Source organism: Chryseobacterium sp. 6424 (assembly GCF_003692615.1).
GTDB lineage: Bacteria > Bacteroidota > Bacteroidia > Flavobacteriales > Weeksellaceae > Kaistella.
Genome location: NZ_CP023540.1, coordinates 1,698,596 through 1,722,475, shown reverse-complemented (window position 1 = coordinate 1,722,475; position 23,880 = coordinate 1,698,596). Strand labels below are relative to the sequence as shown.

The window sequence follows — 23,880 nt, the reverse complement described above, 5'->3', positions numbered from 1 at the left end:
TTATATGGAACCTCCATCAAAAATAAAAAAAAATTAATGGAAAAGTTGCACGACCACCGAAAAAATTATGCGAAAGCTGAACTTCTGGAAAACGAAATAAAAGAAAACCCGCTGGAACAATTCCACCAGTGGTTCCTTGATGCACAGGAGAATCCTGCTATTTCAGAGGCTAACGCAATGTCGGTTTCAACTGTGGACACAGATGGCTGCCCGCGTACCCGCATGGTGCTCCTTAAAGAGTATACTTGGGAAGGATTCATTTTCTATACCAACTACCACAGCAGAAAGGGGAAATCCATTGAAGCCTGTCCTAAAGCCTGTCTGCATTTTTTCTGGCCAGCGCTGGAAAGACAGGTCATCATTAAAGCAAGTGTTGAGAAAATAGCGGAGAACCTAAGTGATGGTTATTTTCATTCAAGGCCACAGGGGAGCCAGCTCGGCGCAGTGGTTTCGCCACAAAGCCAGGTAATCCCAAATCGTCAATTCCTTGAAGATCAGTTGGCTGCTATTGAGAAAAAGTTTGCAGGGAAAGAAGTTACGCGGCCTATAAATTGGGGAGGTTATCTTGCAAAACCTTATGAGATCGAATTCTGGCAGGGCCGTCCCAACCGCTTGCATGACCGTATTATTTATGAACTGCAGCAAGATTTTGATTGGAAGATCTCGCGTCTCGCACCTTGAAAGCATGAAAAAACCTCACTGTTCAGTGAGGTTTTCATTTTCTGTAACAGTAGTTTATTTCTTTTTACCACCCATTACTGAATCCGCTAACTCTGCACCAGCCTTGAACTTTGCAACAGTCTTAGCAGCAATTTTAATTGGTTTTTTAGTAGCAGGGTTGATGCCTTGTCTTGCCGCTCTCTCTGCTACAGAGAAAGTACCGAAGCCAACCAAAGAAACTTTGCCATCTTTTTTAGATAAAGTTGCAGTAACATTGGAGATGAAAGATTCCAGAGCTGCCTTTGCAGCTACTTTAGTAATGCCGGCATCATTTGCCATAGCGTCGATTAATTCAGACTTGTTCATAATAATTATTATTAGGGTTAGTTTTGTAATTAAAGCAAATATAAAACAATTTTCAAATTGCGCAAATTAATTACACATATTTAAAATAAAATTGATTGAAAGCCGAAATTTAACGAAAAGTTCCGAATTTACTGCCTATACAGAATATCGGGCTTTACAGCCCGTACGGTTTCGGAAAATCCTTTAGCTGTCGCAGTTTTCGATATTTACCCTTTTAAGATTTAATTTTGCGAATAATTTAAAAATAAATTCTTATTTACTTAAAATATATCATCATCATACCATTAATTTTTTAAAGATGTTCTGATAGAAAATATATAAATTTGCGCCATGTTAATTGAAGTTTTTAAATCAAAAATACACCGCGTCCGCGTTACCGAATCGGATCTTAATTATATCGGGAGCATTACCATAGATGAAGACCTGTTGGAAGCTTCGGGGATTGTCGTAGGCGAACGGGTATATATTGTAAATGTAAACAACGGCGAACGCTTTGACACTTACGCGATAAAAGGCAAACGAAAATCCGGAGAGATCTGCCTGAACGGCCCTGCAGCACGCAGGGTACAGAAAGACGATATCATCATCATCATTGCCTATGCACAGATGACCCCCGAAGAAGCCCAGGACTTTCAGCCGAAAATCATCTTCCCGGACGAGCGAACCAACCTCCTTACTTAACGATCTTTAAAAATTTTTCTGTTGGAAGAAAATAAAAAAACTAATCCGCTAAAAACCTTTCTTACCATTTTAGTTTCCCTTGTGGTTGCGGCACTTTTCATGTGGTTCGCACTTAAAGGGATCGAAATCCAGAAGATTGCAGGCTATTTTGCCAAAGCCAATTACCTCTGGGTAGGGGTGCCGCGGCGTTTGGGATTTTGGCATATTGGTTTCGGGCCGTTCGATGGAACCTGCTACTGGAACCGATGGGATACCAGATATCGAACAGTAATGCGTTTTGGACCATCTCTTTCGGGTATTTAATGAACCTTACCATTCCGCGAAGTGGGGAAGTGGCACGCTCTACCGCGCTTTTCAGCGTTGAAAAAGTACCGGTGGACAAATCTTTCGGGACCATTATTCTTGAAAGGGTGGTGGACCTGATCTGTATGGCCGGTTTTTTATTGCTTACCCTGATATTCAAATATGACGCGATCTACGCATTCTATCAGCATATAACCCAAGAACAGAACAAGCATACGACAACCGAAACAAGCAATAAAATGTACCTGTTCCTCGGAGGTTTTGTAATACTGGCCATTGTGTTTTTTATTTTAAGGAAAAAACTGGCGCAGTTCCCCATTTACCAAAAAGTAGCCAATTTTGGCAAAGGCATCTTCCAGGGGCTAATGTCTATATTCAAATTAAAGCAAAAACTGAAATTTACCCTGCTCACCCTTGCGATTTGGGTATCTTATTACCTTGCGGCCTATCTGATATGTTTTGCCTTGCCTGAAACATCGGCCTTTACATTTGCTGACGGTTTTTTTATTATCGTAGTAGGCACTCTGGGCATGATGGTGCCGGCTTCGGGAGGAATCGGGGCATTTCATTTCGCCCTTAAATTAGGCATCACAGCACTGTTCCTATCCACAGGTCGTAATCCGGAAGAGGGTGGCGAGATCGGACTTTCCTACGCATTTATCTCACATACCATGCAACTGGCCATTATGTTGGTGATGGGCATGATTTCGGTGCCTGTGCTGGCGCGGGCGCGCGGGAAAAACATCAGTTAAATAAAAAAATATCTGCTATGGAAACCAAAGCAGATATTTTCATCATCCAAAAGCTCTTTTCAATAAACTTTCCACCTTCGGCTCGCTACCGCGGAAGTCTTTGTAAAGTTCCATCGGGTCCTTGGTGCCGCCCGATGAAAGCAGTTTTTTATATTTCGCCGCGATTTCGGGGTTGAAGATGCCGTTTTCTTTAAAGTATTGGAAAGCATCCGCATCCAGCACTTCGGCCCATTTGTAAGAATAATATCCTGCCGAATAACCACCTTGGAAGATGTGTGAAAAGCTTGTACTCAAAGCAGTTTCTGGATTTGTTGGGTACAGGTTGGTCGCTATGGTCTCTTCTGTCTCAAAGGTTTTAATATCTTCAACTTTCTCGGGGCGGGTATGATATGCCATATCAAGCAATCCGAAGCCAAGCTGCCTTAAAGTTTGGTAACCTTCCATAAAGTTTTTCGAGTCTGATATCTTCTGGATTTTTTCATCAGATAAGATTTCATTGGTTTGGTAGTGCTTGGCAAAGGTCTTAAGAAACTCTGGTTCGTAACAGAAATTCTCTAAAAATTGTGACGGAAGTTCTACAAAGTCCCATTTTACAGACGTACCCGAAAGATTTGGGTAAACGGTATCTGCCAAGACGCCATGTAGCGCGTGCCCGAATTCATGAAAAAGTGTGGTGACCTCCTGGAAGGTCAGTAAGCTTGGGGTATCGGCTGTGGGTTTAGTGAAATTACACACCACTGATATGTGCGGGCGATGATCCACACCGTCTTTTTTATACTGGTTTCGGAAACTGGTCATCCACGCACCGGCTCTTTTGCCTTTCCTGGGGAAGTAATCTGCATACAGCAACGCTTTGAACTGCCCGTTTTCAGTGATTTCGTAGGTTTTTACTTCATCGTGATATTTTTGCACTTCATCGGTTTCTTTAAAATGTAAACCGAAGAGCTTTTCTGCCAGACCAAACACCGCGTCCTGAACTTTTTCGAGCTGAAAATAAGGTTTCAGTTCTTCATCATCGATATCGAATTTGGCTTTCCTGAGTTTTTCAGCGTAAAAAGCATGGTCGTAGCTTTGCATGTCCACAATTCCGTCGGCGGCGGCAAGGGATTTCAGTTCCTCGATTTCCTGTGTGGCGTATGGAGTTGCCTTCACAAGCAGTTCATGTAAAAAAGCAGTGACTTTCTCGGGAGATTTTGCCATTCTTTCTTCTAAAACAAAATCCGCGTACGTGTGATAACCTAAAAGTTTGGCTTTTTCCTGTTTTAGGGTGATGATTTCGCGGATAAGATGCTGGTTATCATACTCATTCTGCTGGAAAGCCTTTTTACCGTTGGCCAAAGCGATTTCCCGGCGTAATCCCCTGTTTTCAGCGTAGGTCATCAGCGGGATGTAGCTGGGGTATTGCAGCGTAATCACAAAACCTTCAAGCCCGCGCTCCTTGGCTTCTTCGCGGTACTGCTGCAGAACCGCGGAGGGTATGCCGGCAAGTTCTTTTTCATCAGTGATATGTTTGAAATAGTGATTGGTTTCTGCCAATACATTTTGCCCGAACTGAAGTGATTTTTTCGAGAGTTCAATGCTGATTTCCTTAAATCTGGCTTTGTCTTTTTCATTTAGCAATGCGCCGCTTCGTACAAATCCTTTATAGGTTTCGGTAAGCAGCGTTTGCTGTTCGGTATCTAAAGTATATTGTTGGCTATCGTCATAAACTTTTTTAATCCTTGCGAACAGTTGTTCGTTTTGGGAGATTTTTGCTGAGAATTCAGTCAGCATCGGCGAAACTTCCTGGGCGATTTTCTGTATTTCATCATTGGTTTCAGCAGAATTTAGGTTGAAGAATATGCTGGAGGCGATATCGAGTTGTTGCCCTGAATAGGCCAGCGCTTCGATGGTGTTTTCAAAAGTAGGCGGCTCGGGATTGTTGACGATGTTATTGATTTCTGTTTCAGAAGCTTCGATAAGCGCTTTGAATGCGGGCAGAAAATGTACTTCTTTTATTTCCCGAAAGGGCGCTGCGTGATGTTTTGCCGAAAAGTTTTGTAACAGTGGATTTTGCATATAGGTTGTGTTTGTCTGCGAGAATTGATTTCAAAGGGTAAATTTACTCAATTTTTAACTTTATATTTGTTAAGACATAAACGCGGACCGATGCCACACCATTTATTGCTTATCCTTCATCTGTTGGGCGCTGCCATCTGGGTTGGCGGCCACCTGATCCTTTCCATTGCGATCTTACCTGAAGTACTGAGGAAGCAATCCCCAGAAATCCTGTTGAATTTCGAAAGAAAATATGAAAAGATCGGGATTCCGGCACTTATTATAATGGTTGTTTCTGGCGTATGGATGGCGCTGAACTTTGGTGTAGGCGTTTCTCACTGGTTTTCGTTCAGTAATCCGATAGAAACTGTGGTGTCGCTGAAACTGCTGTTACTGTTCACGACTGTATTATTTGCCTTAAGCGCCAACATTTTTGTGCTTCCTAAACTTTCACCCAAGCTACTTCCGGTAATGGCGTTTCATATCATAAGCGTTACATTATTGGGCGTGGCCATGCTTGTTCTCGGCAGTTTTGTACGATACGGCGGACTGAACTTCTGATGGCTTTTCGGCTGGTTCTACTCTTAAAAAAAACTCTCTTACATAAAATCATCAAAAATAATTACCTTAAATTTGCCCTGTCACCGAAAAAAACGGGTGATTAATAATTAAGAATTACTGCATGAGAAAAATTACAGCGATTGCGCTGCTGTCTATAGCCTTGGTAGCTTGTAACAAAGAAACCAAAACCGTAACTAAAACAGATCCTGAAACCGGCAAGACCATTACCGTAGAAGTGCCCGCAGAAGACGCTGGTATTGCTGCCGATGCCGCCGTGCAAAATCCCGCCATTAAAGATTCCTTAGGGGTCTATACCCAATCTTTCAAACTGAAAGTTGGTGAAACTTACCCACTCATCACGTATCAGAAAGATGTGCAGACCATGACTGCGCCCGATGGTAAAATGCAGAGCGGAACTACTGAAAGTACCGATGAAATGACCTTTACCGTAAATAAATTCGAGAACGGGGTTTACGATATTACAATTAATCTGCTAAGCAAACGAAACGCACAGTCGGCCAACGGAAAAAGCATCATAGTCGATACCAAACTCGCCGAACCGAAAGAAGAACAGCTGAAAATGATGTGGAAGGTCAACAAAGCCTTGGTAGGCAATAAACTTTCATTGAAAATGAAGGAATCCGGTGAGGTGATGTCGATTACCGGTTTCGATCCGGTGTATGCCAAAGTAACGGCTTCAGTGGGAAGCGTATTGAAGGAAGCCGCGCAGAAAAAAGCTTTTAACGAAAGCTTTAAGCAAAGTTTTAACGAGAAAATCCTGAAAGATCAGTTTACAAAAAATTTACTGCTGATTCCGGCAAAAGGTGTGAAATTGGGCGAAAAATGGACCCGCACGGAGAATGCCAGTGCTGATGGTAAAATAAAGATCACTACTCATTACACGCTCAAGAATGTAGCTAACGGTTTGGTAACCATTGATGTGACAGGCGGGATTCCTAAAAAATCGGACAAGAAAACACAGGAAGGCATTACCCGAAGCCTAAGTTCTGAACTGACGCAGAGCGGTACCATATTACTGGACCAAAATACCGGTTGGATCAAGAACCAGAACATCGCTGTAAATACGCTGCAAACCGAAACCCTCTCTGATGGTAAACAGTCGCAGAGCATGAAAAGCGCCTCTAAGTCTACGGTCGTCGTTAATCCAAATAAATAAATTATAACTTCAGCAAATGAAATATATTTTAGAAATAATCCTCACGGTCATTATCATTTTCTTCCTTTGGAATATTCTAAAAAGATTGTTTTTCACCGCTTTTTACCGGTTTCCAAAACCACCCAATGGCCCCAGACCGAACCAAAGCAAAACCAAAGCCTCAAAAGATCCCAAACTAAACTGGGATGCCGAAACAGTGGAGTATGAGGAAGTGAAGGAAAACAAAGACCACAGATAAATCAACAGCCCTTTTTAATTTAATTTTAAAGGGTTTTTAATACACCAAACATGGCAAAAAACAGAATAACCCTCATCATCATCGGCAGCTTGGTTGCCTTTGTGGTTATCGCACTTCTATACGCGCACCCTGTGCTTATAGGCAAGCAGCTTTATCAGCATGATATCGTACAGTACAAAGGTGGTGCAAAAGAACTGCTGGACTACCGCGCGCAAAACGGTGAAGAAACCTACTGGAGCAACTCTATGTTCGGTGGGATGCCCACTTATCAGATGGGCGCGCAGTTCCGGGGTGATGTCATTAAAAAGATTGATGATATCCTGAACTTTTTGCCCAAACCGGCCAATTACATCTTCCTGCTCTTTGCTGGGTTTTACCTTTTAGGCATTGTAGCCGTCCGTGACTGGAAGTATGCACTGCTTGGTGCTACTTTTTTCGGGCTTTCCACCTATTTTTATATTGCGCTGGCGGCAGGGCACAACGGTAAAATACACACAGTGGCTTACTTTGCACCTTTGCTGGCAGGGATTCTTCTGGTCTACATCCGGAAAAAATACATTATTGGGTTTATAGTAACCGCTTTATTCATGGGGCTTCAGATTGCGGCAAACCATCCGCAGATGACCTATTACCTCTTTATTGCGCTGGCTTTCTTGTTCGTCTCAGAACTGGTTCGGGCAGCAAAAGGAAGGACGACTTGGCGGCATTTCGGCATTTCATCAGGGATTCTGGCGCTGGCCTTTTTACTTGGCATCGGCATGAATTCACAAAGGTTGATGGCCAATGCTGAATATGTGACTGAGACCGTGCGCGGCAAACAGATCCTGAATAATGAAAGCCACACTTCCGGCAAATCCGGCATGGATAAAGAAAGCATGTTGATGTGGAGTTACGGCAAACTCGAAACCTTCAATCTTTTTATACCCCGACTGATGGGTGGCGCCAGTAACGAAAAAGGCTCCGAACAAATGATGGGTAAAATCCAAGAACTGGTACAGGCTAACGTCAGTTCACAGGAAGAATTAGACCGCATTGGCCAGGGGCTTGGCTCGCTAACCTATTGGGGCGAACAACCGGGGACTTCAGGGCCAGCTTATCAGGGTGCGGTGGTTTGCTTTTTAGCGTTGCTAGGCTTCTTTTTCGCGCCGAAAAAATTCCGTTACTGGATTTTGGGGGCTTCTACGCTCACCATCATGTTGGCATGGGGAAGTAATTTTATGGTTTTATCAGACTTTTTCATTGATTTGGTTCCGTTTTACAATAAGTTCCGTGCGCCAAGTTCAATATTAGTCGTGGCAGAACTCTTATTCCCGCTCATCGCTGTCATCGGACTTTATTACTTCTTCAATGACAATAACAAAACGGAGGCAGATGCTTCCCGTGAAGATGATAAGAAGAAAATACTTATTTATGTAAGTGCCACGGTTTTAGGGATCACTTTTCTGCTTCTGTTATTCGGGAAAGGGATTTTAGGATTCCATACCGATCAGGAGAAAACGTATCTTCCGCCATATCTGCTTGATTTTCTGGTTGATGAAAGATTCAGCATGTTCCGGGCTGATGCCATCAAAGCCATAATGTATGTGGGGATCACCGCAACGGTGCTGTATCTCGGTCTTAAAAATAAACTGAATCAAAACATTGCGCTTCTGATAATCGGGGCCGTAAGTCTCTTCGACCTTTGGAGTGTGAACAAGCGCTATCTGAACAGTGATAACTTCATCGACAAAACCTTTACGGATAACCCATTCCAGACGGAAAACTCAGATTTGCTGATGCATAAAGTAGGTGATAACCAAAACCTACAGACACTTTTGCAAAACGCGGCTGTAAATAAAACTTTAGAAACCATCGCTGAAAAAGACCAGACGCATTATCGGATCTACAACCAGGTGCTGGGGACGTTCAGCGAGACCAACACGTCTTATTTCAAAGCATCGGTGGGTGGTTATCACGCCGTGAAGCTTCGCCGGTATGATGATCTTATTAACGCCTACTTCAGTAAAATGGATACTGTGAAGGTGCCGCGCATCCTGAATATGCTCAATACCAAATACATGATCTTTGGTGATACAGAAAATCCGCAGACTGTGATGAACCCCGAGAATAACGGCAACGCATGGTTCGTGTCACAGGTAAAGTTTGTGGATACCCCTAATGAAGAACTTCTGCAAATCGGTGAGGTGGATACTAAGAAAGTAGCGATTGTTTCTGCAGAGGATAAGGATTATTTTAACGGGAAGTCTTTGGCATCTGATGTTGCGGCAAGCATACAGTTAACCAAATATCAACCTAATAAACTGGAATACAGTATACAGTCCCGCGCACCGCAATTGGCTGTCTTTTCAGAAATGTATTACCCAAAAGGCTGGAAGATGATGTTGGATGGGAAAGAAGTTCCTTACCTCAAGGTCAATTATCTTCTGCGTGCGGTGCATGTACCTGCGGGCAAGCACACCCTGTCAATGATATTCGAGCCAGCGGTGATCCAGACCGGTAAAATCATCTCCTTCATCTGTTTCGCAGTGTTTATATTGCTGAGTGTTTTTGGATTGGTTTACCTCTACCGCCGCTCCAAACAAAATGAAGTTACCGCATAATCGGATGGATTCACCAAAAAAAATATTAATCATCAGTTACTATTGGCCACCGGCGGGAGGGCCTGGTGTACAGCGGTGGCTAAAATTTGTTAAATATCTGCCCGATTTCGGTTGGGTACCCACGGTTTTCGTTCCAGAAAACCCAAGTTATCCGATTGTAGATGAATCCCTGCAAAAAGAAGTTTCCGCAGATTTGCGTGTTATCAGGACCAAAATCTGGGAGCCTTATCAAATTGCTGAACTTTTCGGAAAAGACAACAAGAAATTCAAGGCCGGCCAGTTTGATGTCGGTAAAAACCAAAACTGGAAATCGAAACTATCTATTTGGGTTCGAGGCAATTTTTTCATTCCAGACGCACGTGTTTTTTGGGTGAAGCCTTCTGTGAAATATCTTAAGAATTATCTTCAGAATAATCATTTCGATGCGTTGGTGACCACAGGCCCGCCACATTCTGTGCATTTAATTGGGTTAGAATTAAAAAAGATTTTTCCGAAGCTGAAGTGGGTGGCGGATTTCCGTGATCCCTGGACCGATATCTCGTATTATAAACACCTGAAACTTACCAAAAAATCTGACCGTAAACACCACCAATTAGAGCAGCAAGTTTTCGAAAATGCCGACATTACCTTGGCGACCAGCTATGCTGACGCTGAAAATTTCCGGCAGAAAGGGGCAAACGTGTTTTGTATTACCAACGGTTTCGATGGTGCTACAGAAAGCATTGAAGCCCCTAGTGAGAAGTTTACACTGAGCTATATAGGTGTGCTTGAGCAACTTAGGAATCCGGTAATCCTGTGGCAGGTTTTAAATGAATTGTTAGCCGAGAACAGTGGTTTTTCTAATGACTTCAAATTAAAATTTGTTGGCAGGGTTGATGATAAAATTCTGCTTGATATTGAAAATTCTGCATTGGGAAATCATGTGGAATATTCTGGTTATTTGCCACACGCCGCTGCTAATGAAGCCATGCAATCGGCACATTTATTATTGATTACCAATTTCCCGGAACCACAGTCGAAAGGCATTATCCCTGGAAAAATCTTTGAATACCTTGCAAGTGGAAATCAGATTCTGTCTTTTGGTCCCGCCGAAAGTGATGTACAGAAAATATTGGCTGAAACGCAGGCAGGGATGCACTTTACCTATACAAATGCAGGTCCGCTAAAAGATTTTATCCTCACGCAATACCTCCACTGGAAAAGTGGGAAACCAAAAAGACCCAGCGCTAATATCGAGCGTTTTTCGAGGAAAAACCTGACGGCTGAACTCAGCAGGCTGCTGGCGTGAGGTAGATGCTTATCTTGGGGCGGCGGCGAAGCCGCCGCCCCAAGATAAGAACTGAAGGTTATAAACTATAACACAAAAAAAGAGCAAAATAATATTTTGCTCTTTTTCGTACATAAAATGAGTTGTTACAACCAACCCATTTCCTTCATCCATTCATCGTTATAGATTTTCCCTACGTAACGCGAACCGTGGTCGTGTAAAAGTACGACGATGATGTCATCTTTGGTAAACTGATCTTTCATCTGTACCAGCGCTGAGATGGCGCTTCCGGCAGAATAACCACAGAAAATACCTTCTTCTTTGGCCAGTTTTCTTGCATAAATGGCCCCGTCCTTATCGGTTACCTTTTCAAAATGATCAATCAGCGACATATCATAGTTTTCCGGGATGATGTCCTCACCAATGCCTTCTGTGATATAGGTGTAGGCGTGGTCATAGTGAAGTTCGCCGGTTTCGTGAAACTCCTTTAAAATAGAACCATAGGTATCTACCCCAATCACTTTAATATCCGCATTTTTTTCTTTGAAGAATTTACCACAACCCGAGATAGTTCCTCCCGTGCCGGCACCTACTACGAAATGGGTGAGTTTACCCTCGGTTTGTTCCCAGATTTCCGGAGCGGTAGATTCGTAATGCGCGGTTCGGTTCGAAAGGTTATCGTATTGGTTGACGTACCAGCCGTTTTCAGTTTCAGTGGCAAGCCTTTTAGATACACTATAGTAAGACCGTGGGTCTGTAGGCTTCACATCGGTGGGGCAAACGATCACTTCCGCACCTACAGCGCGCAGGATGTCGCATTTTTCTTTGGACTGTTTAGAGTTGGTGACGAAAATACATTTGTAGCCTTTTACGATAGCGGCGAGCGCAAGGCCCATCCCTGTATTGCCCGAAGTTCCTTCGATAATGGTACCGCCGGGTTTCAGTCGGCCGTCTTTTTCGGCATCTTCAATCATTTTCAATGCCATACGGTCTTTTACGGAATTACCGGGATTAAAGGTTTCTACTTTGGCAAGTACCAGCGCAGGGAAGTCGTCGCCCAGTACTTTGTTGAGTTTTACAAGCGGCGTGTTACCGATGGTTTCTAATATGTTATTTGAATATTTCATAAATGTTGATATATTATTCTAAGTATATTTAATGGATTTTACGGGAGAAATTTTACTGATCAGATAGCTGGGGAGAATCAGTGCTATCGCCGCCACCAGCAGAATCCCGAGAGAAATACTTACCATATGCAGAATGTTAAGGTCAACCGGTACTACGCTTAAGTAATAATTTTCCGGATTCAGCTGTATAAGGCCAAAGTATTTCTGTAATAATAAAAAGCTGACACCAATAAGGTTCCCGAAAATCAGTCCCGGAATCATGATCAACAAGGTGTAATTGATGAAAATCGCCTGGATCTGCCGGTTGGTAGCGCCCAGTGTTTTCAGCATACCGATGGAGTTGGTTCTTTCAATGATTAAAATGAGCAACACCATCACAATGTTAATGATGACTACAATCAGCATGATGCTGATGATGAGTACGATGTTGGTATCGAAAATGGCGATAAAATCCATGATCTGCGGATATTCATCCGTCGCTTTCAATGTGTAATTCTGGTAGCCGGCCAGGCGGTCGATCATGGGGGTTTCTTCATCTATATTATCAATGTTTTTCAAGAAAACATCAATGCCGCCCGATTCTCCTTTCTGCATCCCCTGTATTTTCCGGGCATGGTTGATGTCACCAATTACAAAAAGGTCATCAATCATCTTGATGTCCGTTTTATAGATTCCCACAACCTCGAACTTCCGGTACAGCGGACTTTGGCTTTCCTTGGAAAACACTGCGACAATGCTGTCCTTCACGCCCAAATGAAGGTCTTTTGCTATTTTTTCGGAAATACAGATGCTGTTGTTATAACCATCTTCTGTAATTTTTGGCGTGTTTCCCTTAATTAAAAATTTCTTGAAGCGTTCACTGTCAAAATCCTTCCCGACACCTTTAAAGATAATGCCTGCAAAATTGTGCTCATTGCGCATAATCCCGCTTACGGAAACAAATTTCTGTGTGCCTGCGACTGCTGGTATATCCTTTATTTTCGCGAGCTGAAGACCTTCTGTCTGAAGCACCGATGAGTTATAAGAATTATTCGACTGTTTGGATTTAATGGAGATGTGCCCCGAAAAATCCGCCATTCGTTCTTTTATAGCCCTTTTCGATCCCAAACCTGTGGAAACCGTAATCAGCGAAACAATAACGCCAAGGGCTACCGAAAGCCGACCGATAAAGACAATAATCCTTGAGAGGTTATTTTTATTATCTTTGGAAAATGCTATTTTTTTAGAAAAATATAACGGAAATTTCAAACCGATGGATTTAATCGCCAAAATTAAAGATTTACTGTTGATTGTGCTAATTTATTTCGGGTTTTACCAATTGAATTATGCGCAAGACATTGATTATAATGGTTTTAAAACAGGAGCCGATCGTCACGAACTGTATTTGCCTTTGCTGAAAGGAAAAACCATCGCTGTAGTGACCAACCAGACAGGTTTGCGGGCCGACCGTACGTTTCTCGTGGATTTTCTGATTTCAGAGAACATAAGCATCAAATCCATTTTCGCGCCGGAACATGGTTTTCGTGGTGATGCCGATGCAGGCGAACATGTAAAAAACGGTACCGATGCCAAAACAGGCATTCCCATCATCTCATTGTACGGAGCCAACAAAAAGCCGAAGGCAACACAACTGAAGGATGTTGATATCATTTTGTTTGATATTCAGGATGTTGGCGTTCGGTTTTATACCTATATTTCGACCTTGACATATGTGATGGAAGCCGCGGCCGAAAACGGGGTAGAAGTGATGGTGCTTGACCGCCCGAATCCGCACGACGGTTATATTGATGGGCCTGTACTAAAGCAACGCTGGACGAGTTTTGTAGGGATGCATCCGGTCCCTGTCGTGTATGGGCTTACAATTGGCGAATACGGAAAAATGGTGAACGGTGAAAAGTGGCTGAAGAACGGTGTACAGGCGAAATATACCTTAATTCCGATGCAGAATTATCACAAGACAAAACGGTACGGCGTGTCGGATAAGCCTTCGCCTAATTTACCGAATGACCAGTCAATAAATCTGTACCCGAGTTTATGTTTTTTTGAAGGCACCCAGGTTTCCGTAGGACGTGGGACACCGCTCCCTTTCCAGATCTACGGTAGTCCGTGGACAAAAGATTTGCCCTACAAGTTTACGCCAAAACCCAACTACGGCGCGAAAGATCCTTTCCTCAACGGTCAATTATGTTATGGCGAAAACCTTTCCGATAATCAGGGAGAATTACGAAGCCTGAATATTGAATGGCTGCTGAAAGCTTACAAAAATTATAAAAATCCTACGCAGGATTTCTTTTTAAAGAATCTGTTTTTTGATAAACTTGCCGGTTCGGATGAACTCCGAAAACAAATGATCGCAGGGAAATCTGCCAAGGAAATTAAAAAATCCTGGCAAAAAGATCTGGCATCTTTCGAGAAAATCCGGGCAAAATACGTAATCTACCCAGATTAATGTAAAAATTAGAGGTCTAGAAACTGGCTCTCACCTGCATCGATCCGATGTGGATGGTGCGCTCGCCGGAATTTCGGCCTTCATAATTCACATTCAGCTGAATGAATGAATTGAGACTTTGCTGTAAAAACAGCGACCAAACCTGGTTCTTCCCCGGTTTCAGACCATCGAGCATCTGGTTGCCGACAATGGAAAAACTGTTGCCCGTAAAATCATTATTGATAAACGAAAAGTTGCCACGTACCGACGTTTTCTTATAATCCCACTGCAAACTGCCGCTTAAATCCATTGTTTTAAGGAACTCTTCGCCGTCCGTTCTGCTTTTTTGTCGAAACGCCGACGAAAATTCTGCCTGCAAAGCCTGCGTGAATTTATATATGACTTTCGGGCGGGTTTCGAGATTGTTCAGTGTATAATCGCGGGAACTGAAAAGCTTTGAGGCATTTTCGATATGGTGCACCGCATTTTCCCAATCCACACGTAAATCTTTGCTGAACCAATAGCCCACATTAAGGAAGTGAGACTGCTGTGAGCGCTCTTCATTACTGAAATTGGCGTTGATTAGGTTTTGATTGTCGATAAACCGATAGCTGCTCTGCCAGCCCGATTGATCTGTTGGGTTAAACTGTGCTGAAGCCAGGATGTTTTGGTTTTTCAGGATCTGATCTTCATTTTTTTCAAATGGATTCAAAACCAAGATTCGGTCTTTTTTGAAAAATGAATTCTGCGAATTGACAGAAATATTAAAATTCCATCGTTTAAGGAACTTATTTTCAGAATTGAATATGACCGAAGGATTTATGAAAAGTGCCAGCTGCAGTTTGTTTTTATTAGAGGGTAAATAATTAACGGTATTGGTATAAACCCTGATGTATTGCGCCAAATCGGTATATTCAGCGGTTTCAAATTCATCGATCTGTTGTATGCCGTCATTGTTATAATCCGTCCATTTATAGATTCCCTGCCCATCCGTTACTTTCAGGTACTGAAATTCGCGCTGCGCTTCCTGGCCGTTCCCGAGTTCATAAAATGCCTGTAAACGCATGCCGTTACGGAACAATTGCTGATTGTACAAAATGTTTCCCACCACAAAATCCTGGTTAAACTGATGGGCCAAATCTTGTTGCTGATAAAAGAATTTCCGGTAATGCACAAGCGCGTTCAGCGTGGTTTTTTCGGTCTTTATTAATTGGCTTTCGGCTACGATTCCTATAATATGGTTCATATCTGTAAGCGAATTATTACGTACCGAATCGTTATCACGGAAATACATTCTCGTTAAAAATTTGGTGCGTGCCGAATCTGCTATTTTTTTCTCAATGAAGATTTCTTTCCAACTGAAACTGGTGACATCCAGCTGATTGATCTCACGGAAATTTTTAACATTATGCTCCATCGCAGCGCCGATCGCCCAGTTGCCTTTGCGCGTCTGATACGCAGACGTTACGTTGCCCCGTGCAAATTTGGTGTCCTGCACCACGCCCTTCGTATCAAGATAAGAAATGTTTCCTTTGGTGGTGAACTTACCACGAAACCAGCCAAAATCAAACTCGTTTTTAAAGCCCGTATAATTTCGCTGCTCATCCAGATAATTCATTTTATAATTAACGAAAGATTTGTTATTCCACTGATTCAGGAAACTGAAAATCAGCCGGTTTTGGGTGATCTGGTTAAACTCTTGCGGCAAATTGAAATCCCGTGAAAAATCAACTTCATTGATGCGGTCGAGAATATGAAAACGCGAATTGATGTGTTGATATTCAAAAGCTGGCGTGCCGCGCCAGTTACGGCTGGTAAAGGTTTTATAACCAAAGATACGGCCGGCATAACCAATGTTTTCATCAGCATCTTTAGACGAGAAAAGATTGATATCGAAATTGCTGAGCGAAACATCCGCGCCAATTTTCCCTTCTTTAAGCAAAAATTCGGAGTTGGCGGAGAAAACCTGCGTTTTTTGCGGCGCTGGTAACTTACGGACTGCCTTATAGTTGCCCATATTTGGCCCTGCATATTCAAAGACGCGGCCATTATTGGTGGTCTGTTTCAGTCGGTAATCACCCATGTTTTCACCAAAATAGGTAAAAGCCACCTGATACAGCGTTTGGTTTTGGTCGGTAGAGAATTCGTAATAATGACCGTTTATATTTTCAATGCGTTGGTAAAGAATTTTATTCACATCATATTCCGCCACCGTTCCGCTTGGCGCGTACATCAGGTCGGGATTGTTGCCCGCAGCTGCCAGGATCTGCTCTTCTTCTTTGCTTAGATTAAGGGAAAGCGGTGCGTTTCTATTGTCGTTTTCCATAAACCAGCTGAAGCCGTATCTCGCTTTCGCACGCTCATGTCGAAGTCCGCCTGTGACCAAAAAACGGGTATAATTTCTGTTCGTGTAATTGTAGGAAATATTAATGTTGTTTTGTTTAAATATTGGTCTGTAACTGGTGAAAGTGACTTCACCGGTGTTATAATTAATGGTATAATCTTGGTTTTCACCACGTTTCATCAAAATTCCGTCAATATACACTTGCTCAGAGCCGGAAATGATGGTAATGAACTGCTCGCCGTTTTTACCATTGAGGCGGTAAGGACCCTGGTTGCCCTCAATTCCCTGAAAACGTACCCTGTGGAACTCGCTTCGGGCGACACCTGCGGAAACATCTATATAAGTTTTGTGGTCTTGTCCGAACAAAGTGTGGTATTGCAACCCCATGCTTCTGCGCTGGTAGCGGCCGAAGAACGTATTTTCATCTAAAAGATCCAGATGGCCGGCGCGTAGTACGGATTGGTCTTTGATATTCAGCTGTATATAGATCTTATCAAATTCTTCCAGCGTTTGCGTGTAACCATCGGCCTGAATGGGTAAATTATGATCTGAAATGGAAGCCAAAACCGATACATCCTTCGACAGTTTACCGGTGATCTGTAAATCCATTGAGCTTTGTACGCTTTGTCCCTGGTTATTGCCAAAAGTAATCCCACGCACGATAGATCCTTTAGAATTGAGATCCCCCAGAATTTTCGCACGCGGATTTTTAACCAGAATGCCTTCATCTACCACGATGCGGCCGGGTGTGCGTACAAAATCTAAAGTGTCTCGGCTAAAGAGTTCGGTATTTATTTTGGCGGCCAAAACAGAATCTTGCTGATGACGAACCGAATCGCGCAGGTTAGGGTTTTGCCATTCAAATATCTGGGCATTTATAGAACACCAGGCAGAGAAGAGACAGACAAGAAAAAGTAAATTTCGGTTCAAGGTGATTAATGCAAAGTGCCACAGTAATTTCTAACAGACCTTTGTAAACGTGGGTGCAAATTTAACGGTAATTTAACATCATTGTTATGCGATTTCTAAAATTATTTGTAATTTTGAGAAATAAATTATTAATTTAAAAATTTCAGTTATGAAAAAATTCTATTCTTTATTGGCAGCAATTGCTGTCTCTGCTACAGTTAGCGCACAGGCTTTCACAGCAACGTATGCTTTCGCGGGAACTCCTCCTGTTACAACAGCGGTAACTACGGGTTCTAACTATACGGCTTCTGCCTTTACATCGGTAGGGTATACCCAAACTGCTACTGGAAATAGATTTACTCATGAAGGTGCTCCAACTGCGGGTGTGCTTGATACCAGCAAATATTTGCAGGTTACAGTGACGCCAGCTGCTGGATATTATTTAGATGTATCTTCTATTACTTTCCGTGCACAAAGATCTGGGACCGGACCAAGATATTATGCAGTAAGATCAAGCGTTGACGGTTATGCAGCTAACCTTCCTGCAAGTATTGTTCCTGCAAATGCAGAATTGGAGGTAGTGCCAACAAACCAGTTTCATTATGTAAATGACATCAGTACTGGCCAAAATGGTTCTACTGTTACGCCTGCCATTACAAATCAAGCAGGTGCTGTAACTTTCCGTTTTTATTTCTATGGTGCTGAAGCAACAACCGGTACCTTTAGCGTTGATGATGTGGTCATTACTGGTAATGTTGATGATTCTAATTTATCAGTATCTGACGTAAATGGATCTAAAGTAAAACTTGTGAAAAATACGATTGTTAATAATGCCATAGTTTTTGGTGCAAAAGCAAACGTGAACATCGTTAATGCAAACGGACAAGTAGTAAAGTCAGCAGCAGTAACAGAGGGGACAAGCCTTGATGTATCTTCTTTAAACAAAGGAATGTATATCATCACTGGTGATGTAAACGGACAAACTGTTTCACAAAAAATCATCAAACAATAATCAGCTTATCAATAGGTACAAAACCGCTTTCAAAAGAAAGCGGTTTTTTTGTTGGCGACAGGTTCGCCACTGTTTCTAATCTTTAAAAATATTATCTTTGCTATCATGCAAGACAACCAAGACAAAAGGCTTTTCCTCATCGACGCGTATGCGATGATTTTCCGTGGGTATTACGCGCTTATCCGCAGCCCCAGAATCACCAGCGACGGCAAAGACACCTCTGCCATTTTTGGCTTCACCAATTCGCTTATCGAACTTATCCGCCGCGAAAAGCCTACACATTTGGCCGTTGTTTTTGATGTAGGACAGGCCAGCGTCCGCACAGTAGATTTCGCGGAATATAAAGCCAACCGTAACGAAACTCCAGAAGCCATCCAATTGGCGATACCTTATATCCACCGTATTTTGAAGGCCATGCATGTGCCCATTCTTGGCGTGGAAGGCTACGAGGCTGATGACGTCATTGGCACCATCGCCTGTAAAGCAGAGAAGGAAGGCTATACAACGTTCATGGTAACGCCAGACAAAGATTTTGCGCACTGGTGACCGAAAAAATTAAAATCTACAAGCCAGGCCTTAAAGGTGCAGAATTCACCATCCTTGGTGTGGAAGAAGTTAAAGAGAAGTACGAAATCGAAAATCCTAAACAGGTCATAGATTTTCTGGCCATGATGGGCGATTCTGTAGATAACATCCCCGGCCTGGACGGTGTAGGCGAGAAAACCGCAAAAAAATTCCTGAAAGAATACGGCAGCATCGAAAACCTGCTTGCCAATACCCATGAAATAAAGGGTAAACTACGCGAAAAAATAGAAGCAAGCGCCGAACGTGGCATCATGTCTAAAAAACTCGCTACCATTATTTGTGATGCTCCGATAGAATTCCACCAAGAGCAATATGACCTCGAAACACCCGATTTTGAGGGTGTAAAAGCCGTCTTTGATGAACTGGAGTTTCGTCGGCTTTATGAGAATCTTTACCGCGCCTTTGCACCGGCTACCCCAACGCTGGCGGCGCCACAGCAACTCGCAAAAGTAACGGATAAATCGCCACAACAACTTGACTTGTTTGCTAATTTTGAAGAACTCGATCACGCGACCCAAACCAAATCCACAATCGATGATCACGATATACTTTACCAATACATTGACAGTCCAAAGGCACAGCGCATACTGGTCTCTAATCTTCGGCGACAGCCTGCCGTAGCGTTCGATACGGAAACTACCACCTTAAACGAGATGGAAACCGAACTTGTAGGCTTAAGTTTTTGCTACAAAAAGGGATTCGCTTATTTTGTACCGCTATCCGGCGAGGAAGAGGAAGTGAAAACCACACTTGAGATTTTCCGGCCGTTCTTTGAGGACGAAACAGTCGTGAAAATCGCCCATAACCTAAAATTTGATTACAAAGTGCTTCAGCAATACGGCATTACGCTCGCAGGCAGTTTGTTCGATACCATGATTGCCCATTACCTGCTAAATCCTGATGGGCGGCATCTGATGGATTATCTTTCAGAAGTTTACCTGAATTATAAACCCCTAGCGCTGGAATCTTTAATCGGTAAAAAAGGCAAGAACCAGCTCACTTTCCGGGATCTTTCATTGGAAGAACAAACCAAATACGCGGCAGAGGATGCTGATATTACCTGGCAGCTTTATGAAATATTTGCCCCGCAATTAGAAAAAGAAAACCTCGGGAAACTTTTTCATGAAGTGGAAATGCCTTTGATGACAGTATTGGCTAAGATGGAACTTGAAGGCATCTCGCTCGACAAGGACTGGCTCGAGCAGGAAAGTAAAGATCTTGAAAACGACCTTAGAAACCTCGAAAAATCTATTTTTGAACTTTCTGGGGAAGCGTTTAATATCAATTCTCCGCGACAATTGGGCGAAATTCTGTTCGAGAAATTACAGCTTGATCCTAAAGCCAAGAAAACAAAAACCGGCCAGTACGCCACCTCCGAAGATATTCTACAGAAACTCGCGCCAAAACACGAGATCATCGCGCATATTTTAGAATACCGTACATATCAGAAATTAAAATCTACTTATGTGGACGCGCTGCCATTGCAGATTGACAAAGATACCCAGCGGGTACACACCAATTTTTCGCAAACCACCGCTGCCACAGGCCGTTTAGCTTCTGTGAATCCCAATTTGCAGAACATCCCCATCCGTACAGAGCGCGGACAGCAGATTCGCGGTGCCTTCGTCGCAGCTCCCGGGCACAAAATTATTTCGGCGGATTATTCGCAGATTGAACTAAGGCTGATTGCCGAAATTTCCCATGAGGAGAACATGATCCAGGCTTTCCAGAATGGGGAAGATATTCACGCTTCCACGGCTTCAAAACTGTTTAATATTCCCATTGAAGAAGTGAATAAAACACAGCGCAGCCAGGCGAAAACCGTTAATTTCGGGATCATTTACGGGCAAGGCGCTTTTGCGCTGGCCGAGCAGACCGGTCTTTCACGGAGTAAAGCTAAACAGATGATTGAGGCTTATTTCGAAACCTATCCGCGGCTTAAGCAGTACATGACGGAACAGGTAAAGAAAGCGCAGGATTTGGGTTATGTGGAAACTATTTTGCAGCGCAAACGTCATTTAAAAGATATTAATTCCGGTAATTTTGTAGTAAAAGCCCACGCCGAAAGAAATGCCGTAAATGCCCCAATACAAGGCAGTGCGGCGGATGTAATAAAACTGGCCATGATAAAGATCGACCGTAAAATAACCGAACTGAATTTACAGACCAAAATGCTGCTTCAGGTACACGACGAATTGGTTTTTGAAACTCCGCTGGAAGAGGTAAACACCGCAACGGACCTTATAAAAACTGAAATGGAATCTGCTTTTGAAACCAAAGTTCCGTTGTTGGTAGAAGTTGGTGTCGGCGACCATTGGCTAGAAGCGCATTAAAGCATGAAGTTTTTCATTATTATCCCAGCCCACAACGAAGCGGAAAATCTGCTTTTTTGCCTTGAATCCCTTGTGAAGCAAACTTTCCGGGATTTTCAGGTCATCGTTGTTAATGACGGTTCTACGGATGATACAGCGAAGATCGCAGATAAATTCTGTACAGCACATCAGCAATTTTCGGTGGTTCATCTGCCCGTTTCAGCACATCAGCCGGGGGCCAAAGTGGTCAGGACTTTCAATGAAGGAATGAAAAGACTTCCGCAGCAAGCCGAAATCATCTGTAAATACGATGCGGATATTATTTTCCCTACAGATTATTTAGAGAAAATAAATCAAGAATACGAACGGAACCCACGTGCGGGCATGGTAGCCGGTTTGGTAAGGATTCCCGCAAAACCATTTGAGGAAACCAAAACTTTTGATTTTGATTATGATGAAGACTGGATATTTGAAAACATTTCATCCAAAAACCATGTGCGTGGTCCTATAAAATCTTACAGGAAAAAATGTTTTGAAGACATGAACGGCTTGCGACCGGTGCTGGGTTGGGACAATATAGATGTGATGCTTGCGAAAATGCACGGCTGGGAAACTGTGACAGTTAAGGATTTGTGGGTGAAACATCTGCGTCCTACCGCCTACAAATATAAAAGTCAGCGTGCAGAAAAACTCGGCGAATATTTTTATAATATTGGTTTAAACTTACCTTTGATGGTGGTTTCTTCGGCAAAATCAGCGTTGAAGAACCGTTCCGTCGCAGATTTTTTAATTACGTTAAAATCATTTCTAAAACAGAAAACCGAAAGGCCGTTATCAGAAAAAGAAATTCAGTATATCAGGAAATTACGCTGTAAACAAATGATCAACAGAAAATAATATGAAAAAAATACTCCTTTTAGCCACGCTGTCAGCATCGTTTTTTTTGAATGCACAGAAGAAAGCGGATCTTATCATCACCAATGCCAAAATTTATACCGTCAATAAAAACTTCGATCAGGCAGAAGCCCTGGCTGTATATGATGGAAAAATCATCGCAGTGGGAAAAAGTAAGGACATTCTAAAGAAATATACTTCAAAAAATACCCAAGACCTTCAGGGGAAAACGGTTTACCCGGGCTTTATCGACGCCCACTGTCATTTTACAGGATATGCGACCGATAAGTGGAAGTGTGAACTTTGGGGAACAAAGTCCTGGGACGAAATCATCACGAAAATTACCGCTTACGCTAAGCAAAGCCAGATGGAATGGGTGTATGGCAGAAGCTGGGACCAAAATGATTGGCCAATTAAAGAGTTTCCGGACAAAAAAAGGCTCGATGAACTGTTCCCGGACCGCCCGGTTTACCTGAAAAGAGTTGACGGACATGCGGCCATTGCCAACCAAAAAGCTTTGGATATCGCCGGCATTACTGCCGGTACAACAGTGCAGGGCGGCGAAATAGAAATGAAAAACGGCCGTCTTACCGGAATTTTAATTGATAACGCCATGCTTTTAGTTGAAAAACACATCCCTGAACTGGATGATGAAACGGCGATTCAGTATTTCTCGGATCTGCAAAAAACATGCTTCTCTTACGGTCTTACGTCGCTGCACGACTGCGGAATCACCACTCATACCTTCTCATTATTAGAGAAAGCGCAGCAACAGAATAAACTGGATATGAAGATATTTGCCCTGCTCGAAGACAATCCTGCTTCGTATGATGAATGGATTAAAAAAGGCAGATTTACAAATGGCAATATTACGTTTGGTGGTTATAAAGTCTATTCTGATGGGGCCTTGGGATCGCGCGGTGCGTGTCTGGTACATGATTATTCTGATAAAAAAGGTTGGAAAGGCTTTTTGCTTAGTGATCAACGACATTTCGAAAATTTAGCCAGAAGATTGAAAGACAGCAACCTGCAGATGTGTACCCACGCCATCGGAGACTCTGCCAACGCTACGATACTGAAGATTTACGGCGATGTTCTAGGTATTGAAAACAACAGAAGATGGCGTATTGAACATGCGCAGATCGTACAGGAAAAAGATTTCGCTTTATTCGGCAGGTATTCCATCATTCCGTCTGTACAGCCTACCCATGCCACTTCCGACATGTACTGGGCTGAAGAGCGTTTGGGCAAAGACCGTCTGAAGCATTCCTACGCCTATGCCGATTTGCTGAAACAAAACGGTTGGTTGCCCCTGGGGACCGATTTTCCGGTGGAGGAAATCAATCCTTTAAAGACTTTTTATGCTGCGGTTGCCCGTAAAGACGCTAAGAATTTCCCGGCAGGTGGTTTTCAGAAAGAAAATGCATTGACCAGAGAACAGGCATTGCGGGGGATGACGATTTGGGCGGCCAAAGCTGCGTTTCAGGAAGACCAGCTTGGCAGTCTGGAGGTAGGTAAATCTGCGGATTTTGTGATTCTGAATCAGGACCTGATGAAAATTGAAGAGAACAGCATCCTACATACTAAAGTGCTGGAAACTTACGCGAGCGGCAAAAAAGTACACTGA

The 23,880-nt window shown here is 43.0% G+C and carries 16 protein-coding genes and 2 pseudogenes; 13 read left to right on the top strand and 5 right to left on the bottom strand.

Annotation, left to right across the window (positions count from 1 at the left end; translation table 11 throughout):
* Nucleotides 1–36 precede the first annotated feature (36 nt).
* Nucleotides 37–681 (top strand): pyridoxamine 5'-phosphate oxidase, encoded by a 645-nt coding sequence (gene pdxH / locus CO230_RS07955; RefSeq protein ID WP_122028932.1) that lies wholly within the window; start codon nt 37–39, stop codon nt 679–681.
* Between the two features lie 54 nt (nt 682–735).
* Here the strand turns inward: pdxH and CO230_RS07950 are convergent, their stop codons facing one another.
* On the bottom strand, nt 736–1,026 hold the full coding sequence (locus CO230_RS07950; protein ID WP_122028109.1) for an HU family DNA-binding protein: 291 nt from the start codon (nt 1,024–1,026) through the stop codon (nt 736–738).
* A 330-nt stretch (nt 1,027–1,356) separates the two neighbouring features.
* Here CO230_RS07950 and panD point away from each other — a divergent pair, with 330 nt between their 5' ends.
* The gene (gene panD, locus CO230_RS07945; RefSeq protein WP_122028108.1) at nt 1,357–1,707 is read left to right on the top strand and encodes an aspartate 1-decarboxylase; all 351 of its coding nucleotides are present in this window, start codon (nt 1,357–1,359) and stop codon (nt 1,705–1,707) included.
* A 21-nt stretch (nt 1,708–1,728) separates the two neighbouring features.
* Nucleotides 1,729–2,762 (top strand): annotated as a pseudogene (locus CO230_RS07940) (lysylphosphatidylglycerol synthase transmembrane domain-containing protein).
* Between the two features lie 42 nt (nt 2,763–2,804).
* On the opposite strand, the gene CO230_RS07935 reads toward CO230_RS07940, so the two are convergent.
* The gene (locus CO230_RS07935; protein WP_122028107.1) at nt 2,805–4,820 is read right to left on the bottom strand and encodes a M3 family metallopeptidase; all 2,016 of its coding nucleotides are present in this window, start codon (nt 4,818–4,820) and stop codon (nt 2,805–2,807) included.
* 90 nt (nt 4,821–4,910) lie between these two features.
* Here CO230_RS07935 and CO230_RS07930 point away from each other — a divergent pair, with 90 nt between their 5' ends.
* From CO230_RS07930 to CO230_RS07910, 5 genes are all read left to right on the top strand, one after another.
* Nucleotides 4,911–5,360 (top strand): copper resistance protein CopD, encoded by a 450-nt coding sequence (locus CO230_RS07930; RefSeq protein WP_122028106.1) that lies wholly within the window; start codon nt 4,911–4,913, stop codon nt 5,358–5,360.
* 121 nt (nt 5,361–5,481) lie between these two features.
* Complete coding sequence (locus CO230_RS07925; protein WP_122028105.1) at nt 5,482–6,537, top strand: DUF6263 family protein; 1,056 nt, start codon at nt 5,482–5,484, stop codon at nt 6,535–6,537.
* Nucleotides 6,538–6,553: 16 nt separating this feature from the next.
* Nucleotides 6,554–6,775: a hypothetical protein gene (locus CO230_RS07920; RefSeq protein ID WP_122028104.1), complete on the top strand. Its 222-nt coding sequence runs from the start codon at nt 6,554–6,556 to the stop codon at nt 6,773–6,775.
* A gap of 50 nt (nt 6,776–6,825) precedes the next feature.
* Entirely contained in the window at nt 6,826–9,375 is a 2,550-nt protein-coding gene (locus CO230_RS07915) for a YfhO family protein (RefSeq protein ID WP_122028103.1), read from the top strand.
* A 4-nt stretch (nt 9,376–9,379) separates the two neighbouring features.
* Nucleotides 9,380–10,663, top strand: coding sequence for a glycosyl transferase family 1 (locus CO230_RS07910; protein WP_122028931.1), 1,284 nt, complete (start codon nt 9,380–9,382; stop codon nt 10,661–10,663).
* Nucleotides 10,664–10,788: 125 nt separating this feature from the next.
* Here CO230_RS07910 and CO230_RS07905 read toward each other — a convergent pair whose 3' ends face one another.
* Nucleotides 10,789–11,769 carry a PLP-dependent cysteine synthase family protein gene (locus CO230_RS07905; protein WP_122028102.1) on the bottom strand — a complete coding sequence of 327 codons (981 nt, stop codon included), beginning with the start codon at nt 11,767–11,769 and terminating at the stop codon, nt 10,789–10,791.
* Nucleotides 11,770–11,787: 18 nt separating this feature from the next.
* The gene (locus tag CO230_RS07900; protein ID WP_122028101.1) at nt 11,788–13,017 is read right to left on the bottom strand and encodes an ABC transporter permease; all 1,230 of its coding nucleotides are present in this window, start codon (nt 13,015–13,017) and stop codon (nt 11,788–11,790) included.
* A 4-nt stretch (nt 13,018–13,021) separates the two neighbouring features.
* Between CO230_RS07900 and CO230_RS07895 the strand changes: the two genes are divergently transcribed.
* Nucleotides 13,022–14,218, top strand: a complete 1,197-nt coding sequence (locus CO230_RS07895) for an exo-beta-N-acetylmuramidase NamZ domain-containing protein (RefSeq protein WP_122028930.1) — start codon at nt 13,022–13,024, stop codon at nt 14,216–14,218.
* A 16-nt stretch (nt 14,219–14,234) separates the two neighbouring features.
* Here CO230_RS07895 and CO230_RS07890 read toward each other — a convergent pair whose 3' ends face one another.
* Complete coding sequence (locus CO230_RS07890; RefSeq protein ID WP_228438088.1) at nt 14,235–17,471, bottom strand: hypothetical protein; 3,237 nt, start codon at nt 17,469–17,471, stop codon at nt 14,235–14,237.
* Between the two features lie 148 nt (nt 17,472–17,619).
* On the opposite strand from CO230_RS07890, the gene CO230_RS07885 reads away from it, so the two are divergent.
* The 4 genes and pseudogenes from CO230_RS07885 to CO230_RS07870 all read left to right on the top strand — a co-directional run bounded on the left by CO230_RS07885 (nt 17,620) and on the right by CO230_RS07870 (nt 23,880).
* Nucleotides 17,620–18,462 carry a T9SS type A sorting domain-containing protein gene (locus CO230_RS07885; RefSeq protein WP_122028100.1) on the top strand — a complete coding sequence of 281 codons (843 nt, stop codon included), beginning with the start codon at nt 17,620–17,622 and terminating at the stop codon, nt 18,460–18,462.
* 105 nt (nt 18,463–18,567) lie between these two features.
* Nucleotides 18,568–21,380: pseudogene (gene polA, locus CO230_RS07880) on the top strand (DNA polymerase I).
* A 3-nt stretch (nt 21,381–21,383) separates the two neighbouring features.
* Nucleotides 21,384–22,256, top strand: a complete 873-nt coding sequence (locus CO230_RS07875; RefSeq protein WP_122028099.1) for a glycosyltransferase family 2 protein — start codon at nt 21,384–21,386, stop codon at nt 22,254–22,256.
* Nucleotide 22,257: 1 nt separating this feature from the next.
* Nucleotides 22,258–23,880 carry an amidohydrolase gene (locus CO230_RS07870; RefSeq protein ID WP_122028098.1) on the top strand — a complete coding sequence of 541 codons (1,623 nt, stop codon included), beginning with the start codon at nt 22,258–22,260 and terminating at the stop codon, nt 23,878–23,880.